The sequence below is a fragment of the Phycisphaeraceae bacterium genome (assembly GCA_019636555.1).
GTDB lineage: Bacteria > Planctomycetota > Phycisphaerae > Phycisphaerales > UBA1924 > JAFEBO01.
The window spans coordinates 2,329,883-2,352,737 of sequence record JAHBXH010000001.1 but is presented as its reverse complement, the minus strand read 5'-3'; the positions used below and the strand labels follow the sequence as shown (position 1 = coordinate 2,352,737).

The 22,855-nt window shown below is 62.4% G+C and carries 18 protein-coding genes; 7 read left to right on the top strand and 11 right to left on the bottom strand.

The genetic code is table 11. The features are described 5' to 3' along the window. The first annotated feature begins 24 nt into the window (after window positions 1-24). The 6 genes from KF691_09845 (at window position 25) to speB (ending at window position 8,970) form a co-directional block, all read left to right on the top strand. Complete coding sequence (locus KF691_09845) at window positions 25-843, top strand: BtpA/SgcQ family protein (GenBank protein ID MBX3389741.1); 819 nt, start codon at window positions 25-27, stop codon at window positions 841-843. A gap of 107 nt (window positions 844-950) precedes the next feature. Further along, a complete protein-coding gene (locus KF691_09840) occupies window positions 951-2,519 on the top strand; it encodes a M48 family metalloprotease (protein ID MBX3389740.1) in 1,569 nt (522 codons plus the stop codon). Between the two features lie 1,139 nt (window positions 2,520-3,658). Then, window positions 3,659-5,143 carry an aminotransferase class III-fold pyridoxal phosphate-dependent enzyme gene (locus KF691_09835; GenBank protein ID MBX3389739.1) on the top strand — a complete coding sequence of 495 codons (1,485 nt, stop codon included), beginning with the start codon at window positions 3,659-3,661 and terminating at the stop codon, window positions 5,141-5,143. 106 nt (window positions 5,144-5,249) lie between these two features. Then, a complete protein-coding gene (locus tag KF691_09830; protein ID MBX3389738.1) occupies window positions 5,250-6,416 on the top strand; it encodes an arginine N-succinyltransferase in 1,167 nt (388 codons plus the stop codon). Next, window positions 6,413-7,981 carry an aldehyde dehydrogenase family protein gene (locus tag KF691_09825; GenBank protein ID MBX3389737.1) on the top strand — a complete coding sequence of 523 codons (1,569 nt, stop codon included), beginning with the start codon at window positions 6,413-6,415 and terminating at the stop codon, window positions 7,979-7,981. The genes KF691_09830 and KF691_09825 overlap by 4 nt, the downstream gene beginning before the upstream one ends. A gap of 32 nt (window positions 7,982-8,013) precedes the next feature. Next, a complete protein-coding gene (gene speB / locus KF691_09820; GenBank protein ID MBX3389736.1) occupies window positions 8,014-8,970 on the top strand; it encodes an agmatinase in 957 nt (318 codons plus the stop codon). A gap of 98 nt (window positions 8,971-9,068) precedes the next feature. Here speB and KF691_09815 read toward each other — a convergent pair whose 3' ends face one another. Beyond that, on the bottom strand, window positions 9,069-9,560 hold the full coding sequence (locus KF691_09815; GenBank protein ID MBX3389735.1) for a hypothetical protein: 492 nt from the start codon (window positions 9,558-9,560) through the stop codon (window positions 9,069-9,071). A gap of 99 nt (window positions 9,561-9,659) precedes the next feature. On the opposite strand from KF691_09815, the gene tilS reads away from it, so the two are divergent. Then, on the top strand, window positions 9,660-10,661 hold the full coding sequence (gene tilS, locus KF691_09810) for a tRNA lysidine(34) synthetase TilS (protein ID MBX3389734.1): 1,002 nt from the start codon (window positions 9,660-9,662) through the stop codon (window positions 10,659-10,661). Here tilS and cyoE read toward each other — a convergent pair whose 3' ends face one another. The 10 genes from cyoE to KF691_09760 form a co-directional block, all read right to left on the bottom strand. Continuing rightward, window positions 10,662-11,588 carry a heme o synthase gene (gene cyoE, locus KF691_09805; GenBank protein MBX3389733.1) on the bottom strand — a complete coding sequence of 309 codons (927 nt, stop codon included), beginning with the start codon at window positions 11,586-11,588 and terminating at the stop codon, window positions 10,662-10,664. Window positions 11,589-11,739: 151 nt separating this feature from the next. Further along, window positions 11,740-12,960 (bottom strand): endonuclease/exonuclease/phosphatase family protein, encoded by a 1,221-nt coding sequence (locus KF691_09800; GenBank protein ID MBX3389732.1) that lies wholly within the window; start codon window positions 12,958-12,960, stop codon window positions 11,740-11,742. Window positions 12,961-12,988: 28 nt separating this feature from the next. Next, on the bottom strand, window positions 12,989-14,386 hold the full coding sequence (locus tag KF691_09795) for a family 16 glycosylhydrolase (protein ID MBX3389731.1): 1,398 nt from the start codon (window positions 14,384-14,386) through the stop codon (window positions 12,989-12,991). Further along, on the bottom strand, window positions 14,386-15,855 hold the full coding sequence (locus tag KF691_09790; protein ID MBX3389730.1) for a beta-glucosidase: 1,470 nt from the start codon (window positions 15,853-15,855) through the stop codon (window positions 14,386-14,388). The genes KF691_09795 and KF691_09790 overlap by 1 nt, the downstream gene beginning before the upstream one ends. Window positions 15,856-15,890: 35 nt before the next feature. Next, on the bottom strand, window positions 15,891-16,745 hold the full coding sequence (locus tag KF691_09785; GenBank protein MBX3389729.1) for a carbohydrate ABC transporter permease: 855 nt from the start codon (window positions 16,743-16,745) through the stop codon (window positions 15,891-15,893). Further along, window positions 16,742-17,719 (bottom strand): sugar ABC transporter permease, encoded by a 978-nt coding sequence (locus KF691_09780; GenBank protein MBX3389728.1) that lies wholly within the window; start codon window positions 17,717-17,719, stop codon window positions 16,742-16,744. Before KF691_09780 ends, KF691_09785 begins: the two co-directional genes overlap by 4 nt. Further along, a complete protein-coding gene (locus KF691_09775; GenBank protein MBX3389727.1) occupies window positions 17,716-19,140 on the bottom strand; it encodes a carbohydrate ABC transporter substrate-binding protein in 1,425 nt (474 codons plus the stop codon). The genes KF691_09780 and KF691_09775 overlap by 4 nt, the downstream gene beginning before the upstream one ends. 107 nt (window positions 19,141-19,247) lie before the next feature. Then, a complete protein-coding gene (locus KF691_09770) occupies window positions 19,248-20,069 on the bottom strand; it encodes a hypothetical protein (GenBank protein MBX3389726.1) in 822 nt (273 codons plus the stop codon). Window positions 20,070-20,374: 305 nt separating this feature from the next. Continuing rightward, window positions 20,375-21,409, bottom strand: a complete 1,035-nt coding sequence (locus KF691_09765) for a DUF1559 domain-containing protein (GenBank protein MBX3389725.1) — start codon at window positions 21,407-21,409, stop codon at window positions 20,375-20,377. 17 nt (window positions 21,410-21,426) lie between these two features. Next, on the bottom strand, window positions 21,427-22,506 hold the full coding sequence (locus KF691_09760) for a LacI family DNA-binding transcriptional regulator (protein MBX3389724.1): 1,080 nt from the start codon (window positions 22,504-22,506) through the stop codon (window positions 21,427-21,429). Between the last annotated feature and the right edge of the window lie 349 nt (window positions 22,507-22,855).

Here is a 22,855-nt window from a genome sequence, read left to right as displayed (position 1 = left end):
CCGCCAGTCTTCCAAGAATCTCGCATGGCAAAGAAGTCTGCTTCGGTTTCTTCGCGCGGCGTTCCCGGCAAAGCGCTGATCGGCATGGTGCACGTCGGTGCGCTCCCGGGTTCTCCGTTCGCGCGAGCGCCGCTCTCCAAAATCGAAGCAACCGCCCGCGAAGAAGCCAAAGTCCTCATGGATTCGGGCTTCGACGCCGTCATTGTCGAGAACATGCACGATCGTCCGTACGTGCAGCCGCCGCACTCGCCCGCGACCGTCGCATCGATGACCATCCTCTGTGCCGCGGTAAAAGACGCCATCGGCTCCACCCCGATGGGGGTTCAGGTTCTTTCCTGTGGCGAATGCGAGGCGATCTCGATCGCGCTCGCAACCGGCGGCTCCTTCATCCGCTGCGAAAACTTCGTCTACGCCCACGTGGCCGACGAAGGGTTGCTTTCGCGTGCCGCAGCCGGTCCCCTGCTCCGTTTCCGACGTGAGATCGGCGCCGAGCACATCAAAGTCATCTGCGACATCAAGAAAAAGCACGCCTCGCATTCCATCACCGGCGACATCATGCTCGGCGACGCGGCACACACCGCGCAGTTTTTCGGAGCCGACGGAGTGATCGTGACGGGGGCATTCACCGGCGACCCCGCGAATGAAGAAGATGTAGAGGAAGCGAAGCGCTCGACGAGCGTTCCGGTCTGGGTCGGCTCCGGCGTCGATCCCGATCAGGCGGCATCCCTCTTCGAACATGCGGATGCTCTCATCGTCGGCTCGTACATCAAGCGTGGAGGTGTCTGGTCAGCTCCCATCGACCCCAAACGCTGCCGTGCGATGGCGAAGTCGAAGCGCTCATGAAGATCAGGCGATCATCACTGGACGCCGCGAAAATACAGCCCCGCCTCATCAAACCCCCTTTGGCTTAATCCTTTTTTGTGCCTCAGTGGTAGTTCTTCTGCTTTCTCATGACCACCGGGCTCGTCATCCTGATCTATCTTCTCGACGCGCTGGTGCCGTCGCTCGGTCCTGATTTGCCGCAGCATCCTTGGGCATATGCCGGCTGGCTCTTTGGAGTTGTGTTCTTCGTCGGGACCGCCTTCGAGTTTCTGAGAAGACGGCTTGATCGCACGGGACGAACGCGCAACATCGTGCGCGCCGAGCGGCTGCTCAGTCTTGGACGAGCGATGATCGTCGGCTTGCACGCCTACGCAATCGTCGAATTGGGTTGGAGCCGGACCGCCGAACGCCTGACGGGAAATCTGCCGGTGGTGCGGGAATTCGTCACAGCGCTGCCGCCTCTTCTCGCATTTGTCGCTCTGTATTGGTCGTACGCGCCGATCCAGCGGCGGATACGCGAAGCCCTGCTCTGGCGTCATTTGCACGAGAGCGTCCCGATCATCCCGGATCGATCGCGCTGCGCCCTGGTCTGGGAGCACGTGCGGCACTCGATCCTCCTCGGTCTCGTTCCGCTCTTGATGCTCAGCGCGTGGCATCACTTCGGCGATTTCGCAACTTCGTTCACCCGCGCCCGGAGCGCCGGATGGGGTGAGTGGGCTCTCATTCTCTGGCAAGTCGCCGGAGTCTTCATTGTGCTGGCAGTCTCCCCGTGGGTGCTCCGCTTCGTGTGGGACACGGTTCCGCTCAAGGGTGGGGCGCTGCGCGAGTCAGTCGAGAGCGTGTTTTCGAGGAATCGCGTTTCAGCCCGCGAGGTGCTCGTGTGGCAGACTTCCAGCGGAATACTCAACGGCGCACTCATGGGGATCATCCCCCGCGCCCGCTACGTCCTCTTCACCGATGCGCTTCTCCAGCTTCTTCCGTTGCGCCAGGTGGAGGCAGTCGCGGCCCATGAAGCCGGGCACGGACGCCTCCGTCACCTGCCGTGGTTGCTCGGATCGACCATCGTCGCCGCACTTTTCGGTGCCGTGATTCTTGCCGTGATGCTGGAATTCCTGAAACTTCCGGAGTCGTGGTGGCTGTCTGTGGTGGGAATCCTTGCGACAGCGGGCCCCGGCGTACTCATGCTCGGCTTTGTCAGCCGCCGTTTCGAATTGCAGGCCGACGCCTTCGCGGCAAAGGATCTCAGCCGGTTTCAACCCGCGCCGGAAGGGGGCGTGCCGCCGCCCGCAAGCCACGAAATCACGCACGAAAGTGCTGCCTCCATGATCGACGCCCTTGAAACGGTCTCCCGCCTCAACGGAATCCCACCGGAGCGATTCACCTGGCGTCACGGCACGGTCGAGGGGCGTCAAGCCCACCTCGCGTCGATCGTCGGCCTGCCGCTCGACAAACTGCCGATCGATCGGGTTGTTTCGCGGTTGAAAACTGTGACTCTCGCCGCCGCGGCAATCGTGGTGCTGGCGCTGGTCGCGAGCGTGCTGTTTCTTCCGTCGGGCGATACTCTCAGGCATGGCCCTGAGTCCGAGCGAACGCCGGCTGTCCGACATGATTCGCGGCTCGAGCACGAAACTGCTCGACGACCTTCGCACGCACGTGAATCTTCCGACCGGAGGTATCTCGGCGCCCGCGATGGATGAATCGCTCGGGCTTTTCACGCGCAGACTCGAGAAACTCGGCGCGAGTATCTACAGCGAAAAGGGCGAGCGACCGCCGCACTGGCTTTTCGCAGGCGCGGACGAGATGTCTCAGCGCAGCGTGGCGATCTGCTCGAAAAAATCTTCCGGCGCCACCCGCATTCTGCTCAGCGGTCACGTTGATACCGTGCACGAACCGGACAGCCCGTTCCGCGAATTGAAAATCGCGCCCGATGGCAAGTCGGCGACCGGCCCCGGCTGTGTGGACATGAAGGGCGGGCTCGTCATCGCCGTCGCCGCGCTTGAAGCCATCGAAGATTGCGGCATTCCGTGCACGTGGTCGTTCATTTTCTCCACCGATGAAGAGACAGGCTCGTATGCCGCCGGCCGATTTCTGCGCGAGCAGGCGAAATTGCACGATGTCGGGCTCGCGCTCGAACCGGCCATGGCCGATGGGGGGCTCGTGATCGAGCGACCCGGGAGCGGGCAGTTCTTTATCGAGGCCACCGGCAACCCCGCACACGTCGGTCGCGATTTCAAGAGCGGCGTTTCCGCGATCGATGCGCTCGCCCGCGCCATTCCGCCAATTGCGTCTCTGGCCGCGCCCGACGATGGGCTCATCGTCAGCGTCGGGATCATTCAGGGCGGCACCGCTACCAACATCGTGCCCGATTCGGCGATGGCGTGGGGCAATCTCCGCTTCGCCAAGCCCGAGCAGGGCGAGGCCGCGATCCGCGGCATCCACTCCGCGTGCAGCGCCGCCGCCGGCAAGGCCACGATCGATGTGCAATCGACGCTCAACCGACCCGCAAAGCCCACGACGGACGGCACGATGGTTCTCGCCAATCTCGCCCGGTCGAGCGCCGAAGACCTCGGACAGAAACTCCCGTTCGGCAAGACCGGAGGCGTCTGCGAGGGAAACAACCTGCAAGCCGAAGGGTTGCCGACGATCGACACGCTCGGGGTTCGGGGAGGCGGGCTTCACACGCCCCAGGAATGGATCGACCTGAGCAGCCTCGTGGAGCGCTGCCAATTGCTCGCCGTGCTCATCTCAAGACTTTCGGAGCGATCCTTCCAAGAATGGTCGAAGCAAGCACGGGGCTGAAGAGGGTCGAATCGACCCGCGCCCGCACGGAGTGACCATGACACAGGTTGCCAAGACGGTTTTACCTTCGATTCATCACGCGGCAGGAGCCGCCGAAACAGTGGGGGCTCAGTTGAAAGCCAGCCCGGCGGTGCACGCCGCGATCGATGCGATTGTCGCCGATCTGCAAAGCAAGAGTGCGCAGATCACCGATGTGCGTCCGCCCAACCCCGCGCTCAAGCAGTCCTACGACGCGCTCATGGCCCGCGCAGCCGAAACCCGGGGCCGGGCACTCCTTTATCCCTACATCGGCTCCGGCATCGGCAACGGCGCTCTCGTCGAGCTCTCCGACGGCAGCGTGAAATGGGACATGATCTGCGGCATCGGCGTCCACTACTTCGGGCACAGCGACGCCGACCTCATCAAGGAGAGCCTCATCGGTTCGCTCGACGACACCGTCAAGAGCGGCAATCTCCAGTCCAACATGGACGCCTACGAGTTTGCGGAAACTCTGGCGACCGAAGCCAAGAAGAACAGCCGGCTGCGCTATGTCTACGTGAGCACCTCGGGCGCGATGGTCAACGAGAACGCGCTCAAGGTTTGCTTCCAGAAGCATGCGCCCGCGAGCCGCGTGATCGCGTTCAAAGACTGCTTCATGGGCCGAAGCATCACCATGGCGCAGATTGGCGACACCGCCGATTATCGCCAGGGCATCCCGCTCAGCACGCTGGTGGACTACATGCCCTTCTGGGATGAAGTTGCCGCGGAACGCATCGGCAAGACCAAGTTCATCGACGGCGCCGTCGCGCAATTGCAGGAGTACATCACGCGCTACCCCGGCCAGCACGCCTGCTTCATCTTCGAGATGATTCAGGGCGAAGGCGGGTTCAACGTCGGCGACCGCGATTTCTTCAAGGCGCTGATGGATGTGTGCAAGGCGAACAAGATCGCGATCTGGGACGACGAGATCCAGACGTTTGCGCGGACGAACCGCCTCTTCGCGTACGAGCACTTTGACCTCGGCCAGTACATCGATGTCTTCTGCGCCGGCAAGCTCACGCAGGCCTGCGTCACCATGTTCAGCGAGGAGTACAACCCAAAGCCCGGCCTCCTCAGCGGCACGTTCACCGGCGAAGGCCCGTCGTTCCGCGTCGGCAAGCGCATCATCGAGCGTCTGCGCGACGGCAACTACTACGGCGACAACGGAATCATCGTCAAGCATCAGCAGGCCTTCCGCGTCGAGATGAACAAACTGATCGCGAAATTCCCCGGCCACTTCCCGGCGGTGCCCGCGCTCGGCGGGGGCGGAAACATGCTCGTCGGCGGCACCGGCGGCATGATGCGCTTCACCCCCTTCGGCGGCAAGAAGGAAAAAGTCGCCGGCTTCTGCAAGACCGCCTTCGAGCACGGAGTCGTGCTCTTCTACTGCGGCCACGGTCCGTACCACCTCCGCATGCTCCCGCCCATGGGAGTCATGAAGCTCGAAGATTGGCCGCGCGTCTTCGCTTGTCTTGAAAAGGCGTTCGCCGCGGTTCCGGCCTGAGGGCGAATAGCGCTTTTCTGCTCCAAAAAAGGCCGACAACGCCTTTGTGATCTACCATGCCCTCCCCGCAGGCGCCCGGGCCTGTAATCCACCACGGAGGGTCCGCTTGTTCCTTATCCGGCAATCCAAGCTCGAAGACGTCGCGACCTTTCTCCGGCTCGCGAAAATGGTCTACTTCATCAACCTGCCGCCCAACGAACAGATCATCGCCGGAAAGATCGAGCAGAGCAATCTTGCGTTCGGCCGTGCCGCGGGCAAGGTGAAAGAACCGAAGCCGACCAAGGGCCGCAAGTCGGCATCGATGTACGAGAGTAGTGACCTCTTCGTCTTCACGATGATCGATACCGATACACGCTCGGTCATCGGCACGTCGCAGATCCGCGCGCATCAGGGCGGCCCCGGCGACCCCAACTGGGCCATGAAGATCACCGAGCGCACCTTCCGCTCTGAGCCGCTTTCGTATTCCTCCACGCACAAGGTCGGCCAGTTGTACGGCGATGAGAGCGGGCCGACCGAGATCGGCGGGCTCATCATCCAACCGAGTTACCGCGGCAATCACCTCCGTCCCGGCCGCTTCCTCTCATTCGTCCGTTTCCACTTCATCGGCCTCTACCGCAAGTTCTTCGCCGATCGCATCCTCGCCGAGATGATGGCGCCAGTCAGCAGCGAGGGCGAGAACACGTTCTGGGACAACTTCGGCCGCAAGTTCATCCCGGTGAAGTACGCCGAGGCCGACCGCTTCTGCCAGCACAACCGGCGCTTCATTCCCGAACTCCTGCCCCGCGAGGAGATCTATTTCTCGCTCTTCTCGCTCGAAGTGCAGAACATGGTCGGCGAGGTCGCGCCCGAAACCGTGCCCGCACGCCGTTTGCTTGAATCCATGGGTTTTCGTTACCGCGGCATGATCGACCCGTTCGACGGCGGACCGCACCTCGACGCCCCGACCGACCAAATCGAACTCGTCAAGAAAACCCGCTCGCTCCCCCTCGTCGCGCCGTCAAGCGGACGACTCGGTTCACACGGCATCGTCAGCGTCCTGACGAAGGACGCCGAATTCCGCGCGATCGAAGCGCCATGCGCCGTCGAGAAAGGCGGCATCCGCCTGAGCGAAGAAGTCATGGGCGCGCTCGAGGTCGCACCGGGCGCGCAGATCGGGTTTACTCCGGTCGCTCCGGCCGAAACCGCTTCACATCACGAAGCGCCCACCAAGAAGGCCAAGCCGACCGCTCAGAAATCCGGCAAGCCCGTCCGCCGCGGCAAGGTGAAGGCGTGAAGCACCCTTCCCTCCAGAACGAACCGAGCGACTTGGTCGCCGGAAAGTTCGTCCGCCCCGACGGCACGCCCCTCCGCTCGACCAACCCGGCCCGCCCGGATTCGGTCGTATGGGAAGGCGCCGCAAGTGTTGCTCAAGTTGACAAGGCCGTCGCCGCGGCACGCGCCGCGCTCCCGGCCTGGTCTCGCGCGCCGATCGAAAAGCGATTCGCCGCGCTCCGCCGTTTTCAGAAGATCTGCGAAAGCAAGCAGGACGCGATCGCAACGCTGATCCGCGACGAAACCGGCAAGGTGATGTGGGACAGCAAGGCCGAGGCAGGCCTTCTCGGCGCAAAGGTCGATATCACGCTCGATTCCAGCGACATCGGCGCGATGCGCCGCGTCTCCGGCTACGAGATCGATCTTGCCGCCACGCGAAAAGGCCGAGCCTGGTTCCGTCCGCACGGCGTGATGGCCGTGCTCGGTCCCTTCAACTTCCCGGCGCATCTTCCGAACGGGCACATCATCCCCGCGCTCGCGATGGGAAACACGATCGTGTTCAAACCCAGCGACAAGACTCCGGCAGTGGGGCAGTTGCTCGGCGAGTTGTATCAGGAAGCTCTCGCCGCCGAAGGCTTCGGCGAAGGCGTGGTGAACGTGATTCACGGCGGTGTCGATGTCGCCAAGAAACTGTCGGCTCACCCCGGTCTCGACGGCATCCTCTTCACCGGTTCTTGGCCCGTCGGCCGTGCGATCATGGAAGCCAATCTCGATCACCCCGGGCGCATGCTCGCGCTCGAGATGGGGGGCAACAACGCCGCCATCATCCTCGACGATGCCGATCTCAAGCAGGCCGTCATCGAGTGCGTCCGCTGCGCCTTCATCACCACGGGTCAGCGCTGCACTTGCACGCGCCGCGTGATCGTGCAGAATGGCGTCGCCGAGAAAGTCATCAGCGCGATCTGCAAGAGCGCAAGCAACCTGATCATCGGCGACCCCGCCGCGGAGCATCCCGTGTTCATGGGCCCTCTCATCTCGCGCGGCGCACGCGCAGGAGTGCTTCAAGCCCAGGAGCAATTCATCCGCGCCGGTGCACAGATCCTTCTCAAGTCCGAAGCAATCGACGAACCGTCGCCAAGCCCCGGGGGTGGGGGCGGCCACTACATCTCCCCCGGCATTCTCAAGGTGGACAAATTCGTCCCCGACGACGCCACCGGTTACGCCGGCGCCGACGTCGAAGTCTTCGGTCCCTTGCTCCGCATCTCCGTCGTCGAGACGCTCGACGAAGCCATCGCGCAAGCGAACGCAACCAGGTACGGCCTCGCCGCCTCGATCTTCTCAAAGAACCCGGCTTCGATCGATCGCTTCCTCGCCGAAGCCCGCGCCGGCTGCGTCAATGTCAACGCCGGAACTGCCGGGGCCAGCAGCAAACTCCCCTTCGGAGGCCTCGGCCACAGCGGCAACCACCGCCCCGCCGGCTCCTTCAGCCTCGACTACTGCGCGTACCCGGTCGCTGGTATGCTCGAACACGGCAACGCCGCGACGATCAGCGCGGGCATGCGCGTCGACGACGCGTGGCTTTCCTGAAATCAGGCGGATTCGGTCGATTCAGGAATCGCATGAGCAAGAAGACGGTTCTCCCCTCCGGCCGCGTCCAGCCCCGCTTCGCGGGCATCTGCACGTTTCTCCGCGCGCCCCACATCGACGATGTCGCTCCCGAAAACCGTCCGATTGACTGGGTGATCTATGGAATTCCTTCCGACGCCGGAGTGACCTTTCGTCCGGGCGCCCGCTTCGGTCCGCGTACTGTCCGTGCCGCCAGCCAATACATCAAGCCCTATCTCATCGAGCAGGCCGTGCACCTCGCCGAGAAACTGAGCATTGCAGACGCCGGCGATTCGCCCGTCAGCCCCTATTCCTGCAAGCAGACCATCGAAGACGCAGTCGCCTTCGCTTCCAAACTCGGCGACCCCAAGCACACCAAACTCTTCGCCATAGGTGGCGATCATTCCATCGCTTTCGCCAATCTGAAAGCAACCTACGAACGCCGCGGCAAACCCTCCGGCGGCCTCGCCCTCATCCACTTCGACGCGCACATGGACACCGTCGACGAAGTCTGGGGTGAGAAGTGGGGGCACGCCTCGCCCTTCCGCCGCGCCATCGAAGCCGGGATCATCGACCCCAAGTCCATGATCTCGATCGGCGTCCGTGGCACGCTCAACGACCCCGCCGATCTTGAGTACGCGAAACAGCATGGCGTCACGCTCATCACCTTCGATCAATGGCGAAAGAACGGCCCGCAAACTCTTGCCGCTTTCGCGGCCAAGCTCGCAAAGCGCGAAACCTACATCACCTTCGACGTCGATGCGGTCGATCCGGCCTTCTGCCCGGGCACGGGCACGCCCGTCGCCGGCGGTTTTACGAGCGCCGAAGCGCTCGCCGCGGTTCGTTCGCTCAAAGGCGTCAATCTCGTCGGCGCCGACATCGTCGAGGTCCTTCCCGACCGCGATGTCTCAGAAATCACCGCCACCTTCGCGGCGCAACTACTCGCCGAAATCCTCGGCCTCAGCATCTGACTTCTACTCGATGCCTCGATGCCCCATGCCTCGCTGCCTTCTTTTCTTGCAAACTGTCTTTCTGCGCGACCCCAGCGCTCGCGTCGGTGCAAGGCCTTTCAGTTCCTCACCGAAACCCGCCTTCCCCGCAGATTCAGTATCAGCTCGACCTGCCCTGTCGGCATCTGCAGTCTCCGCGCGATGTCCACGGGGCTCAATCCCTCATCCGACATCGAGCACACTTCCCGGTGCATCGGGTCCGAAATGATCGACGGTTCCGGTGCGCTCGGCACGTTCCGCAATTTTGCCTCCGCGATCACGGCATGCGGCCGCGCCGCGGCACGCTGCTCGCCTTCTTTCATTTCGGCGATGGCCGACTCCGCGCGCTCGATCAATCGCTCCAGCCGCTCCGCGCGAGCCTCGAGTTCATCGATCAATTCGCGCGTCAGTCGCTCCGCGCCGTCGCGTGCGTGCCCCGGCACTTCGCGTTTGCGGCTGAAGATCCCCCAGCACACGAGGAGCACGCCGATCCCCAGTGCACCGCCCGCGAGCAGCAGTTCTCGAACGCCAAACTCGCCTTCGGCCAGCATTGTCTGAAAGATGCCCGCCATCCTGGACCTCCGTGTCGATCAAGCCCCTCGGCTCTTCCTGCCGCATGTCCCGCAGCAGAACCCCTCTTGCACCCCTGCTTGCCAAAGTACCATCTTTCCGTGCTCGATGCGAGCCGTCCAACCCCGCCCGCCAAGTCCGACCCAACGGTCCATGCCATCGTCTCGGAGTGGCGACGCCTGACCGGGGGAAAGGCGGTCCGCGACGCCGACCGTCGGACCCTCATCGCCTGCTCAGGTGGGGCGGATTCCTCGGCACTCGTCCTTTCCCTCGCCAGACATCCGGAAAGCGTGGCCGTCGCGCACGTGGTGCACGACATGCGGCCCGCCCCAGAGTCCGCGGCTTGCCTCCTTTCGGCGCGCCGGCTGGCCGAGGGTTTGGGCCTGCCGTTTGTTTCGGTCGACATCGCCGCCAAGGTCGAAGGGGGCAACTACGAGGCCGCGGCAAGGAGGCTTCGGTACCAAGCGCTCACAAGGCTCGCGCAACAAAGCGGCTGCCGGTACATCGCGACCGCGCACCACGCCGATGAGCAACTCGAAACGATTTTGCTCCGGCTACTGCGCGGCGCCGGTCCAAGAGGTTTCGCCGGAATTCACGCGAAGCGCAGACTTCTGACTGGCGTGACGCTGATCCGGCCGATGCTGGGCATGTCGCGCGAGCAGGCTCGCGAGCTCTGCCGCGCATGCGGGTGGCAATGGTCCGAAGATGCGTCGAATGCCGACATCTCGCGCCGGCGCGCCGCAATGCGCGCAAATGTGCTGCCGTCTCTGTTGGCGATCGAACCGGGCGCGGCCAAAAAAGCGGCGGAAGCGTCACGCCTGGCTCTTCTCGCGGCAGATCATCTCGATCGCGCCGCAAGAGCGCTCGTATCCGGCGCCGCTGCGGGCGAACCGGGGACGTTCGATCGAGAACGCTTGCGTGCAGCCGATCGCATCGTCCTGTTGACCTGGCTGCGCGGAATGGATCGCGAAGCTCCGCTCCGAGTGCTCGAGTCCATCGCACTTGCGATCAGGTCTTCCAGTGGCGAGCCGCGCGAATGGAAACTCCGAATCTGCACGCTGCGGCTCGAACGCGCGCGTGTGATCATCCGATCGAATTCGTAACTAGAGAATGAATCGCCGCACCAGCGCTTCGCCGACCAGGATCATCAGCAGCAGGGGCAAGTGCGCGATCGACGCAAAGAAGACCCGTCGCGCCGCGTCGCGCGTTCGCAAACGACCGAATCCGATCGTGAGCCAGAGAAACGCGACACCCGAAATCAGCGCGCACGCGCCGTACACCGCCCCTACGCGCCCCGGCATTGCCCAGACCGGCATCAGCGTTGCGGGAAGCAGCACGATCGCCCAGCCGATCATGTTGCGGGCCGTTCGCACGCCCGTCGGGTCTTCCGCCGCGAGCACGCGAAACCCGCCGAGCGAATAGTCCGCCCGATACATCCAGGCGATCGCCATGAAGTGGGGGATCTGCCACACAAACATCAGCGTGAAAAGCGACCACCCGCCCGGCTGCAGAAGCGTCGGCGCGCCCGAATTTCCTCCCGCCGCAGCCCACCCGATCAGAGGCGGCAGCGCGCCCGGAATCGCTCCGATCAGCACCGACACCGGCGATTTCAGTTTCATCGGCGTGTAGATCGCGACGTAGGTGATGATGCACGCGAGCGAAACCAGCGCCGCCCAGACATTTGCCGCGAGCGCCAGCACGATCATCCCGAGCGCGGACTCAACCAAGCCGGCGATCAGCGCGATCCGCGGAGAAATCCGTTGCTGCGGCAGCGGCCGGTGCGCCGTCCGCGGCATGAGCGCATCCCGATCGCGCTCGAGCCATTCGTTCAGGGTGTTCGCGCCGAGCGAAGAAAGCGCCGTGCCGACGAGGCAGCCGGCGACGAGCAACCCAAGCTCAGCCCAACCGGCGCTCCGCCCGATCGCTGAAAGCACAAAGCCAACCAGCGATGTGATCGTCACCATCCGGGTGATGCCCGGCTTCCCCGCTTCGATGATGGCCGCAAAGAGCCCCGCGCGAGTTCGACTCACACGTGCGACCGAAACGGATTCACTTGACGAAACAGCGCGGCTCAATGGCCCTTCTTTTCCGTGAAAAACGAGGGTTTCAACGGGCAAGGATAAGCGCGCGCACGTCGATTTTCCGCGGGGCGAGTCGGCTCACGACCGCAGACAATTCTCCTCATTTCTTCCCCGGCGGCACGATCACATCCACCCAAACAGGAAAGTGATCGCTCGGGAATTTCCCCCCGGTGCCGACGGCCGCCGGCAGCGCCCGCCAGATTCCGCTCTGCACAACCTTCAAGTCCTTCGAAGGCAGCACGTAGTCCACCCGCATTTTGAACAACGAGGTATCGGTGGGCTCGAGATTGGCAACTTCGATCTCCGAAGACGGCGTGACTCCGCGTGCCAATCGGCGTGCCCCGAGCAATTTGAACATCGGGTTCTTGAAACTGTCGCCCTTTTTCGGGTCGGCGTTCATGTCGCCGACGATCACGAACGGCGCATCGCTCGCATACCCACCGTACTTCGCGTTGTCGTCCACGATGTACGGTTCATTCGAAAGGTAATCCATCCAGAATCGGATCTCATCGTGGTTGCGCTTCCCGTTGCGGTCTTCCGGGCCGTCAAAGACCGGCGGCGTCGGATGGCTGCAAAAGACGTGCAACTCCGAACCGTTCGGCAGTCTCACCGGCACATCCCAGTGACTCTTGCTGCTCAGCCGCATCACGGCTTTTTCTTCGTTCGAATACCACGGCGTGCCGTCCGCATTCATCGGCAAGAAATTTCCGGTGACGTAGTCCCACGGCAGTTTCTGAAACGTGCGGATGTTCGCCTCATCAATCGTCAGCCGCTCATCGACGAGCAGCGCCATCCCGTACTGCCCCGGGAACGTTCCGAATCCGAAGCAGTCGTTTCCGTACGCCCGACCCTCCGGAGTCTGCCCGCCCGGAGTGCCGTCCGGCTTGGTCCCCGGCGGCATCGGGTACGCATCCACGACTTTGCCGTCGTTGTCGAGATCGAAACCGCTGAACAACCCCGTATTCACCGGCGCCATGAAGGCCCTGTACTTGATCGGCGTCAGCCCCGGCGCCTGCGCCGTGCTCAGATAGTTCTCGACAAACCGTGCCGCGTTCTGACCGGGCGCGTCGCCTTCCTTGAATCCCGGCGCACCGGGCATGTCGTAGGCGATCTCGTTCAGGAAAATGATGTTCGGTGCGATCCGCTGAATCACTTCCGCGATCGCCTTCAATCGCGGGTTGTCGTTGCGCGCAACATCCTCCTCGCGCACGTCCTCGATGTTGAACGTGGCGATGCGCACCGTCATCGGCGCATCGATGCTCGCCAGCGCGCAGCGACACAATGCAACGACGAGCGAGGCGACCAGAATCATCCTTTGCATGGAGCCAATATAGCTCCGCGCTCAGGCCTTACGGACACAACAGATCGTTGTACGACGCGACGAAAAGCACAAAGTCCGCGTCGTCCACGATCGTGTCCCCGTTGAAATCCGCCGGGCAGACCATCCCGCAAACGAGCTGGTCGTACGCCGCCGCGAAGTTCACGAAGTCCGTGTCGTCCGTCATCCCGTCGGCGTTCGTGTCCGTCGGGCAAGTCCCTTCGCGGAAGTCGATCTCGTCGGTGCGTGAAGACCCCGCGGCCATCGCCGGTTGCTGGAACGAAACGACAAACCGTACCTTGGCGGCATTCGGCGGCGCGAAGCCCTGCGTCTGACTCTTGAACCACTGGTTCACCGGCGTCGTTGCATCAATGGCCGGGTTCGAGTTGGTCGAGATCAGCGCGCCGCCCGCGGTGTACCACTCGAGGATCAAGGAAGTCGTGTTCGCGCCCGCGATCCGATCGTTCGAAGGCGTGTACCACTGACCCGAAACTTTGTACCACTTGCCGGGCGTGACGTTCACCTCCTGATACACGCCGGAAGTGTTATAACTCCCGCTGAAGTTGCCGAAGAGCTTGACCGAACTCGCGCCGGCATATCCAAGCGCGCCGTCGTAGAAACGATTGCCGAAACCCGTCCAGCCAAACAGCGTCGTGTTGTTCGGCCCGCGGGATTCAAAGCCGGGATTGACATACGCGGGTTGATAGACGCGCACATAGTCGATGTCGAAATACTGCGGAAAAACCGTCGAACCGTTCGGATAGCCCGGCCAGTCGCCGCCCACTGCCGTGTTCAGAATGATGAAGAACGCCGAATTCGGGACAGCCTGCGTATGGGTGGCGCGCCGGAATCCGTCGATGTACCACTCCATGCGATCCGGCCACCAATCCACGGCGAAGGTGTGGAACCCCGCCGCGAAATCCGGCCCGCTGTAGCTCGTTGTCTGGTGCGAGTTCGTCGGCCAAACGCCCCAGTGGTTGCTGAAGTAGACCGTGTCGGGGTCGTGTCCGAGCAATTCCATGATGTCGATTTCCGGCGGCCAGCCCGACGGATTCGGCAGCAGCCAGAACGCCGGCCAGATTCCCTGCGTCTTGGGCATCTTCATGCGGCCTTCAAAGCGCCCGTACAGCTGAAAAAACTTGTTCACCGATTCGACCGAGCCCGATGTGTACGGCCGCCCGCCCGTCGATTGATTCGTCGACTTCAGCGTGAGCAGACCGTTCGCCACGCTCACGTGGCTCGGGTGGTAGTACTCCTGCTCGTTGTTCTTGTTCGGCGCGAGGTTGATGATCTTCCATTTGGTCGTGTCCACCGCCGTGCCGTTGAATTCATCAGACCAGGTCAGTTTCCACCCCGGGAGTTCCTGCGCGATGCACACGCCCGCGGGCAAAACACCGGCGAGCACAAACAACAGATTGGACGCTCTCATCATCGACCTCCGGGTATCGCCGCGGACACACGTGCCCCCGGCTTGGACTCGATCACTGGCTTTCGCTCCTGCTTCCCCGTTGACGTCGCCCCGGAAGCGGCGGCAAACGGGCTCGCATCGGAAAGATGACCACCATGCGTACGTATCACTTCGGCGTACCAATACGCCGAGTCCTTCAGGGTTCGCTTCTGCGTCGCAAAGTCGACGTGGATCAGACCGAACCGCTCCTTATACCCCTCAGCCCATTCGAAATTGTCCAGAATCGCCCAGTGGAAATAGCCGCCCACTGGCACGCCGTCGGCTCCCGCCCGCTCAAACTCCAGCAGGTGCGAACGCGTGTAGTCGATCCGCTGCGGGTCGTGCACGCGACCGTCGGACGCGATCCAGTCCAGGTTCGCCATGCCGTTTTCCGTGATGACGATCGGCAGCTTGTAACGCTCGTGCAGAAATCTCGGGCCCCAGTACAGCGCTTTGGGCGCCACCGGCCATCGCATCGTGCTCGTCGGCACTCCCGGTGCCCACGGCACGATTTCCGCATTCCCGTTCGCACCGATCTTCACCGGCACGCCCGAATAGACGTTCACGCCGTAGAAGTCGATCGGCTGGTGGATCGTCTCCATGTCCCCCTTCTCGATCCGCGGCATGTCCTTGCGATACAACTTCACACCGTCTTCCGGGTAGTGCCCAAGGCACACCGGGTCGCCGAACCACGTGTTGTTCCAGAACCCCGGCTCGCGCAGCGCAAACGTCGATCGCCGCGCCGCCTCGATCTCGTCCGCCGTTTCGCTGATCGGATACTCCACACGACCGATCGGCGCCCACCCGATCTGGACCGGTTTCTTCGTCCGCTCGCGAATGACCTGCACCGACCGCCCATGCGCCAAGAGCACGTTGTGCGCCGCCGTCAACTGCTCGCGAATCGAGAGTTTCAGCGCCGGCGCATGCTTGCCGTCGCGGTATCCGAGCCCGACAAAGATCTGCGGCTCGTTGATCGTGATCCAGTGCCGCACGCGATCGCCCAGCCGATCGACCATCACGCGCGTGTACTCCGCAAACCACGCCGGAATCTCCGGGCTCAGCCAGCCCCCTCGATCGAACAGCGCCTGCGGCAGGTCCCAGTGATACAGCGTCAACCACGGCTGAATGTTCGCTTCGAGCAGCGCATCCACCAGCCGGTCATAGAACGCAAGCCCCGCTTCGTTCACCTTGCCGATGCCCAGCGGCAGCACGCGCGGCCAAGCAACGCTGAACCGGTACGCCTGCAGCCCGACGCGCCCCATCAGCGCAACGTCTTCGCTCATGCGGTTGTAGTGGTCGCACGCGACATCGCCCGTTTCACCATTGTGGATCGCGCCCGGACGGCGGCACAGCGTGTCCCAGATCGAGAGCCCGCGCCCGTCCTGCGCGAACGCGCCCTCGATCTGGTACGAGCTCGAACCTGCTCCCCACACGAATCCTTCGCCAAACATGCAAACTCCAATCTGCAAGCTCACGCCCTGCGCGGTCAAGCCTTGACCGCGCCCGACGTGAGGCCCGAAACAAAGTCCTTCTGCATCACCAGGAACAAAGCCATGACAGGCAGGATCGAGACGATCGTGCCCGCCATCTGAAGCCCGTAGTCGTTGTAATACCCGCGCCGAAGTTCGGCGACCGCAACCGAAAGCGGAAATTTCGACGGATCCTGCAGCACAACCTGCGGCGCAATGAAGTTGTTCCACATCGCCAGGAACGTCACCATCAAGAACGTCCCGATCATCGGGCGCACCAGCGGCAGCACAACCGTGACAAACGTCCGCCACTCGCCCGCGCCGTCGATCCGCGCCGCCTCGAGCAGATCATTCGGCACACCCGACACGATTGCCTGGCGGAAAAGGAATACGCCGAACGCCGGCGCGAGCGCGGGCAAGATCAACCCCGCGAACGAGTCCAGCAAATCCATGCGATAGAGAAGCTGATACGTCGGCGCGATGATGAGCGGCGCCGGGATCAAGACCGCCGCCAGAACCAGAGCCGTGCAGAATCCCCGCCCCTTGAACCGGAATTTCGCCAGCGAATACCCGCCCATCGCGCAGCACAAAGTCGCGACGACACCAGTGACCGACGACAGAAAAACCGAATTCGTCAGGCTGTTCGAGAAGTTCAACTCCTGGAACAGCCGCTTGAACGGATCGGTCGTCAGCCGCTCCCAGACGATCCGTCCGCCCTCCACCGGCAGGAACGTCGAACGGAAAAACTCCTCATTGCTCTTGAAGCTCGATGCGAGCAGCCAGAAGAACGGGATCAGCGTGATGATCCCGGCGATCAGCAGGATGCCACGCGTCCAGATCCAGGCGAAAAGGCGTGAGACACGCAGGCTCATGCCGCGGCCTCCTCTCCGCGCGCGGTCAATCGCTGAAACGCCGCGCACACGACCAGGATCACCGCGAGCGCCCAGCCGATTGCGCTCGCGTATCCAAGGTCGCCGGTCTCAAACCCGTTCTGGAACAGATACAGCACAATCGTCAGCGCGCGATTGTCCGGTCCCCCCGTGTTGTTGAACATGATGAACGGCAATTCGAACAGCTGGAAACTCCCGATCACGCTCATCAGCACCACAAATCCCGCCACCGGCCGGATCGCCGGGATCGTCACAGTCCAGAATCTTCGCAGCGGCCCGGCCCCATCCACAACCGCCGCTTCGATCAGGTCCTTCCGCACATTCTGAAGCGCCGCCGAGAAGAACGTCATGTTGAATCCGACATACATCCACAAGCTCGCCAGGATCAGCGCGCTCATCACGTGCTGCTGCAGCCAGCCGAAATCAAGACTCCAATCGATGCCCAGCGGCGAGAGCAGCGAGTGCAACCCCTGATTCGCCAGCCCCGTCTGCTTCTCGAAGATCAGCGCGAACATCATCGCCGCGAACACCACGCCGACCATCGACGGCGAGAACAACAGCAGCCTGATCCAACCGCGCCCGCGAAGGCCCGGCGTCTCGAGCACCAGCGCCAGCCCGAGCGCGATCGGCAGCTGAATCAGCAGCGATCCGAGCGTATAAACCGCCGTGTTCTTGAGCGCGATCCAGAAAAGCGGATCGTGCATCAGGCCGCGAAAATTGGAGAGCCCGACAAACTTCGTCGCGCCCGGCCCGAACGTGGTCTGCATCGAAAGCACCACCGACTGCACCAGCGGATACAGCGTGAACAGCGCAAAGCAAGCGAGAAACGGCGACAAAAACAGCCACGGCGCCAGCCGTCCGCCGCTTCCAGCCCGCGCGCGGCTTCTCACACCGCCGCTCAAGTTCCCGACACCGCTGGGCGCGCCGGCCGGAATCGCAGCAACCGAAGCGCTCATGATGCGCCCCCTTCGCTCGATTCCAAAAACACGTTCCGCTTCAGCACGTTCTCGACCTGCCGCTGCGCCTCGCCCAGAAACACCCGCGCGCGAGCCTCCAGCGCCTGCATGTCATACCGCCCCGTCGCACGCGCCTCCTCCGTCATCTGCACCAGCGCATCCACCACGCGATACATCGCGAACGTGTTGTACGGCGAACTGTTCCGCATCGGCACCGCCGGCGCGAGATCGATGTACAGCCTCCCCGCCGGCTGCCCCGAGAAATAAGCGTTCGGCTCATCGAAGATCGGGTCCGTCCAGTACTTCTTCACCGGCGTCACGATCCCGCCCTCGCGATACAAATCCCGCATGAACTGATCCGAGATGTACAGCTCCTTGCAGAACGACCAGAGCGTCTCGAAATCCTTCGGGCTCTTCACCGCCGTCTTCGGGATGCCCAGCATCGTCCCGCCCCAGACGCTCGTCCGCCTGCCGCCCCTTTCCCACGCGGGCAGCGGCATCAGCTTCATCTTCCCGCTCAAGCTCGGGATCTCGTGCTTCCAGATATCGCCCATCCAATCCGGGAAGAACGACGCCACCACATACCCGTCTGCTTTCAGCTTGTTCCCCGCCGCCGTGAAGTTCGGTGCGTCCGCGGCAATCCGGTTCGGCCCCGCCAGCCACGTCACGATCGTCGCCAGGATGTGCACGTTGATCGCGCTGTCCAGCGTCGGCTTCTCGTTCTCATCGAAAAATCCGCCACCCGCCTGCAGGAGCAAAACCTCCAGGTGATCCTGGTTCGTTTCCCACATGTTGAGCAGATACCGGTCGGGCTTGCCGTCGTGATCCGTATCGGCCATCAGCGGCTTCATCACCCGCGCGAAGTCTTCCCACGTTTCGATCTTCGAAACATCGATCCCCGCCGCCTCGACCAGGTCCGCTCGATACCCCAACATCACCGGATGCACATCGTGCGGCAACCCGAAAATGCGCCCGCGCGTGGTCCACGGGCTGAAACTCGGCGCGTTGATCTCTTCCAGCAATCCTTCTTTTTCGAGTCGATCGGTCAGGTCGTAGAACCCCACGCTCTCGACCGGCCCGCCAAACGTCCTCGACACGCCGCGCCGCTCCACCTCCAGCACATCCGCCGAAGGCACATCGCCGAGAAACGCCGCCATCATCCGCCGCTCCATCGCCGGCAGACTGAGCAGCCGCAGATCAAACGGAGTTTTCCCCGATTTGTTCCATGCTTCCACGCGCGGCTCGTACATCAAGTAATGAGGACGTGCAAACGTCCACATCGACTTCTCATTCGGCGTCGCTCGCGCCGCCCCCGCCAGCAGCACGCACGTGCTCAAGACCGCCAATGCGCCGACGATCGCGGCGCCCGGCGGCAGCCACTCGGGAAGGAAACCTGCGAGTCTGTCCCGTTGCTCCCTCATCAAGGTCCGCTATACAAATAGACCGCCACAAAGCTCCGGGGCCGGCGCTCGCCGCACCGGCCCCGGGAGTCGGAAAGGAAGAATGATCGCGAACTCTGCTCGATCAATTACGGGCAGATGAGTTCGTTGTACGCAGCCACGAAGAGCACGAAATCCGAGTCGTCCACAAAGTCGTCGTCGTTGAAGTCAGCCGGACAGCCCGTGGGCATCATCGGATCGGTGCAGTCGAGGATGTTGTACGCCGCGGCGAACAGGACGAAGTCGGAGTCATCGACGAACCCATCGCCGTTCAGGTCGCCCGTGCAGGTCGCCGGCGCGCCCGTCGCGATCACCGCATTGCCATAGGGGCCGACATCGGTGATCCAGACGCACGGGCCGTTCACGTTAAAGCCCCACTGCACGTGGCGGGCGGGATCGGGTTCGGTCTCGAGCGTGAGGCTGAACGGACCCGGCACCAAATCGATCACCGCTTCGTTGAACGAGGAATAGTCCGGTGCAAAGTCGCGGATGAAGATCTTCGCGACGTGCGACGAAGTGAACGAGTTCGAATTGACGGTCCCTTCGAACGTGACCGGAACGCCGGACAGCGAGCCATCGCTCACCTCATGGTAAAGGTTCGCGTCCATCTGCTTGTTGCCCACCGAGCCAGGTTCACCCATCGGCGTATACCAGAACGGGCTCGGGTCATCGACGCTGTTCGGGAACAGCGTGACCGTGGCCGCGCCGTCGTTGAACTCGGCGCGCAGTCCGTCAACGCCCCACGGGCTGCCGAAGACGTAGCCGCCGCCGTTTTCCGGCAACTCAAACACGTTCATGAATCCCAGCCAGTTCGCATTCGAATCGCCGACGCTCACGACGACCGCTTGGGCCGAAAGCGCCGCACCCGCGACCACGCCCATCGCCAACATTTGAAGAGAACGCACGTTCATTTCTGAGCTCCTTTGTTTCCGACTCTCGAAAATCGTTTCGCGCACGCACCGTGCACGTTGCTTTTTCGCTCAATCAACCGGGCAACTGCCGCTCCGGCCATCTCTCTCTCCGCGGAGCGAAACGCCGCGAAGAGCTCTCTACGAACTGCAAGACTCAGTTTTCGTTTCTTCCCGAGCGCCCGCTCGCTTACTTCGAACGAGCTCTCGAACTCAGAAATTCTCCCGTTGTAAGAAGCCCGGAACCTCTTGAAAACCGCCTCGATGCGGAACACGTCGCGTCCACCCTGACGACGACGACTAGATAATCACGGTGTGGACGGAATAGCATCCAATTCAAGATCCTTCGGAGACCACAAAATCTGGAGCGTGCTCCTCGGCGGCGTTACACCGCCTTCGAAGAGCTGCTCCGGTCGCCAACTTTCCACGTGCCCGTCGACAAAGGCGAATGGTGCGGATCCCTTGATTGCGGTCATTTCCTTGTAGCGCCTCGGATGTCGATACCACGGGATATAGCTCTTGAAATCGTTGACTCCTGTTGTGCCAACCATTTCCGGTGGAATCGTCCAGCCGGCCTGCGGATATGTGATCGCGTTTGATAGTGTCGGTGCGCCAAATCGCGTTGCTATTCGATACTTTCCTCCCGTGAATTGAGCTCCGCGCCCTATGTCTGCGCCGGCGAAGAAAGTCTGGGAAGTATCGAGTTTCCCTGCATCAAGCATCGACCCGTACGGAGCCCACGCTTCTCCGAGGAGAATGGTTTTCGACGCCAAGTTCACCGTCAGGTCGAAGCCAGTACCGTACAATGCCTCGTACTTGTAACCGAGCGTGTCAAACCCCGGCTTGAATGTTCGCTTGAGGACCTTTCCACCTGGTTGGGTCGGCTCCCAAGTCGTTGCGCAGTTCGACCAGAAGTTCATTGCATAGGAGCGTGCCGCAAAGGGATGGTTGGGGCACGCAAGTACACCTCCGCCGACGGACTGATTTTCTTTGGCACCGCTATTCAAATCGATGTTGGACCTATCGGCGAGTGGAAGATAGCGTCCGATTCGATTTTCGTCATACCAATAAATGCTCTCCCGTTTGGAGTCGGGGTCTTCGCATCCTTGCAGTCTCGGAGGAAACAACTGCTTGTAGTCGTTCGCGTACGCCGTTAGCGCGAGAGCCACCTGTTTCTGATTGACCGAGCATTTCAGCCCGCGTGCTGAATCTCTCGCCTTCCCCAGTGCCGGCAAGAGAATCCCGATCAACAGCGCGATCACCGCGATCACGACGAGCAGTTCGATCAAGGTGAATCCTCGACAGAACCTCCGGCTTTGGTTTGACTCCGACTTCATGCGCATCGAATTCCTTTCCAGTCTCACGAGTGTGGTTGCTGGAGCTTCACGCGCGTGCCGTCCGGCAGAACGCGCACGGGGTCCGAAGACGGGCGGCCCGTCGTCTGATTGATTTCAAGCCGCGTAGTCCGTACGAGACGCAAACTCTTGAGGTTCTCATCTCCCGGGTTGATCAGCCGGCGCGTCAGCCAGCGCGCCGCTTCGAACCCGAGCATCTCCGCGTCCTGCACGACGGCCGTGCACGCCGGGTACGTGTGCTTCCGCACGTCGCTGTCGTCAAAGCCCACGATCGACAAATCTTGCGGAACGCGCACACCAAGTTCCAGGCACCGACGCAAAGCGCCGACCGTTGCCAACGGATCGGTGAAGAACACCGCGGTGGGGGGCAGCGGCATCGACATCAGCCGCGTGATCAGCCCCGCGCCGCCCTCCGTGCTCGCGACGATCTCATTCTCGAGCGCCGGGTCGAGCGCGATGCCGTTGTCCCTGAGCGCATCCTCATACCCGTTGCGCCGATCCACGTGGTCCGTGTCGCGCACGCTGTGAACACCGAGCGCGATCCGCCTGTGCCCGAGATCGACAAGATGCTGGATCGCGCGGCGCGAATCCGCACGCGATTCGCAGCACACAAAGTTCACATTCGCATGATCCGGGAATCTGTCCGCAATCACCACCGACGGAATCCCCGATTCCGCGATCTCCGCCGCGATCAATCTCGAATCCTCGAAAACCCGCAGGATCGTGCCGCCGATCGTCTTCTTTTCGAGCACCCGCGCGTACCCCTCGCCCGGAACCGCGTCGCGCTGCAGCGCCACCATCCGCAGATCAAACCGGTGCTCGTTCAGCCCCCGCAGAATCCCCGCCTGCATCGCGGCATCGAATCCGCCGTAATCCGCCCGCACCAGCTCACCCGTGTACGCCAGGGCGATCACGTTCGTCTGAATCGCACGCGCCGAGAAAACCTTCGGATAGCCGACGCTCTCCGCCGCCTCGATCACCTTCCGACGCGTGTTCGGATCGACGTTCGGATGGTTGTTCAGGGCGCGTGAAACCGTCGCCACCGAAACCCCCGCCCGACTCGCAATTCGCCTGACTGAAGGCATGAATCCTCCCGGCTGGACACGATGTAACATCGTGAAACAGTTTCAAGTTACTTGAAACGCCAAGGCCCGTCAAGACGGCGCAAACCAAAAAATCGGAATTTTTGTTCCATGCGGCATCACTCCACCGGCGAACGCAGAGAGCGAAGCCGTTTCTGCAGGCATTCCGCCGTTTCGAACCGGACTTTGAGGGCAAAAGCCCGCCCCACACTCCCGGTTCCCAACCCGAAACATGCGTCATTCCCTCAAGCGAGCGTCATCGCCCGAGCGAAAGCGTCCTTTCTTGAGAGAGAGGCGTCATCCAACAGCGATCAAATCCTTTTCCCGCTTGTTTTCAGCCCGAAATGGCTGG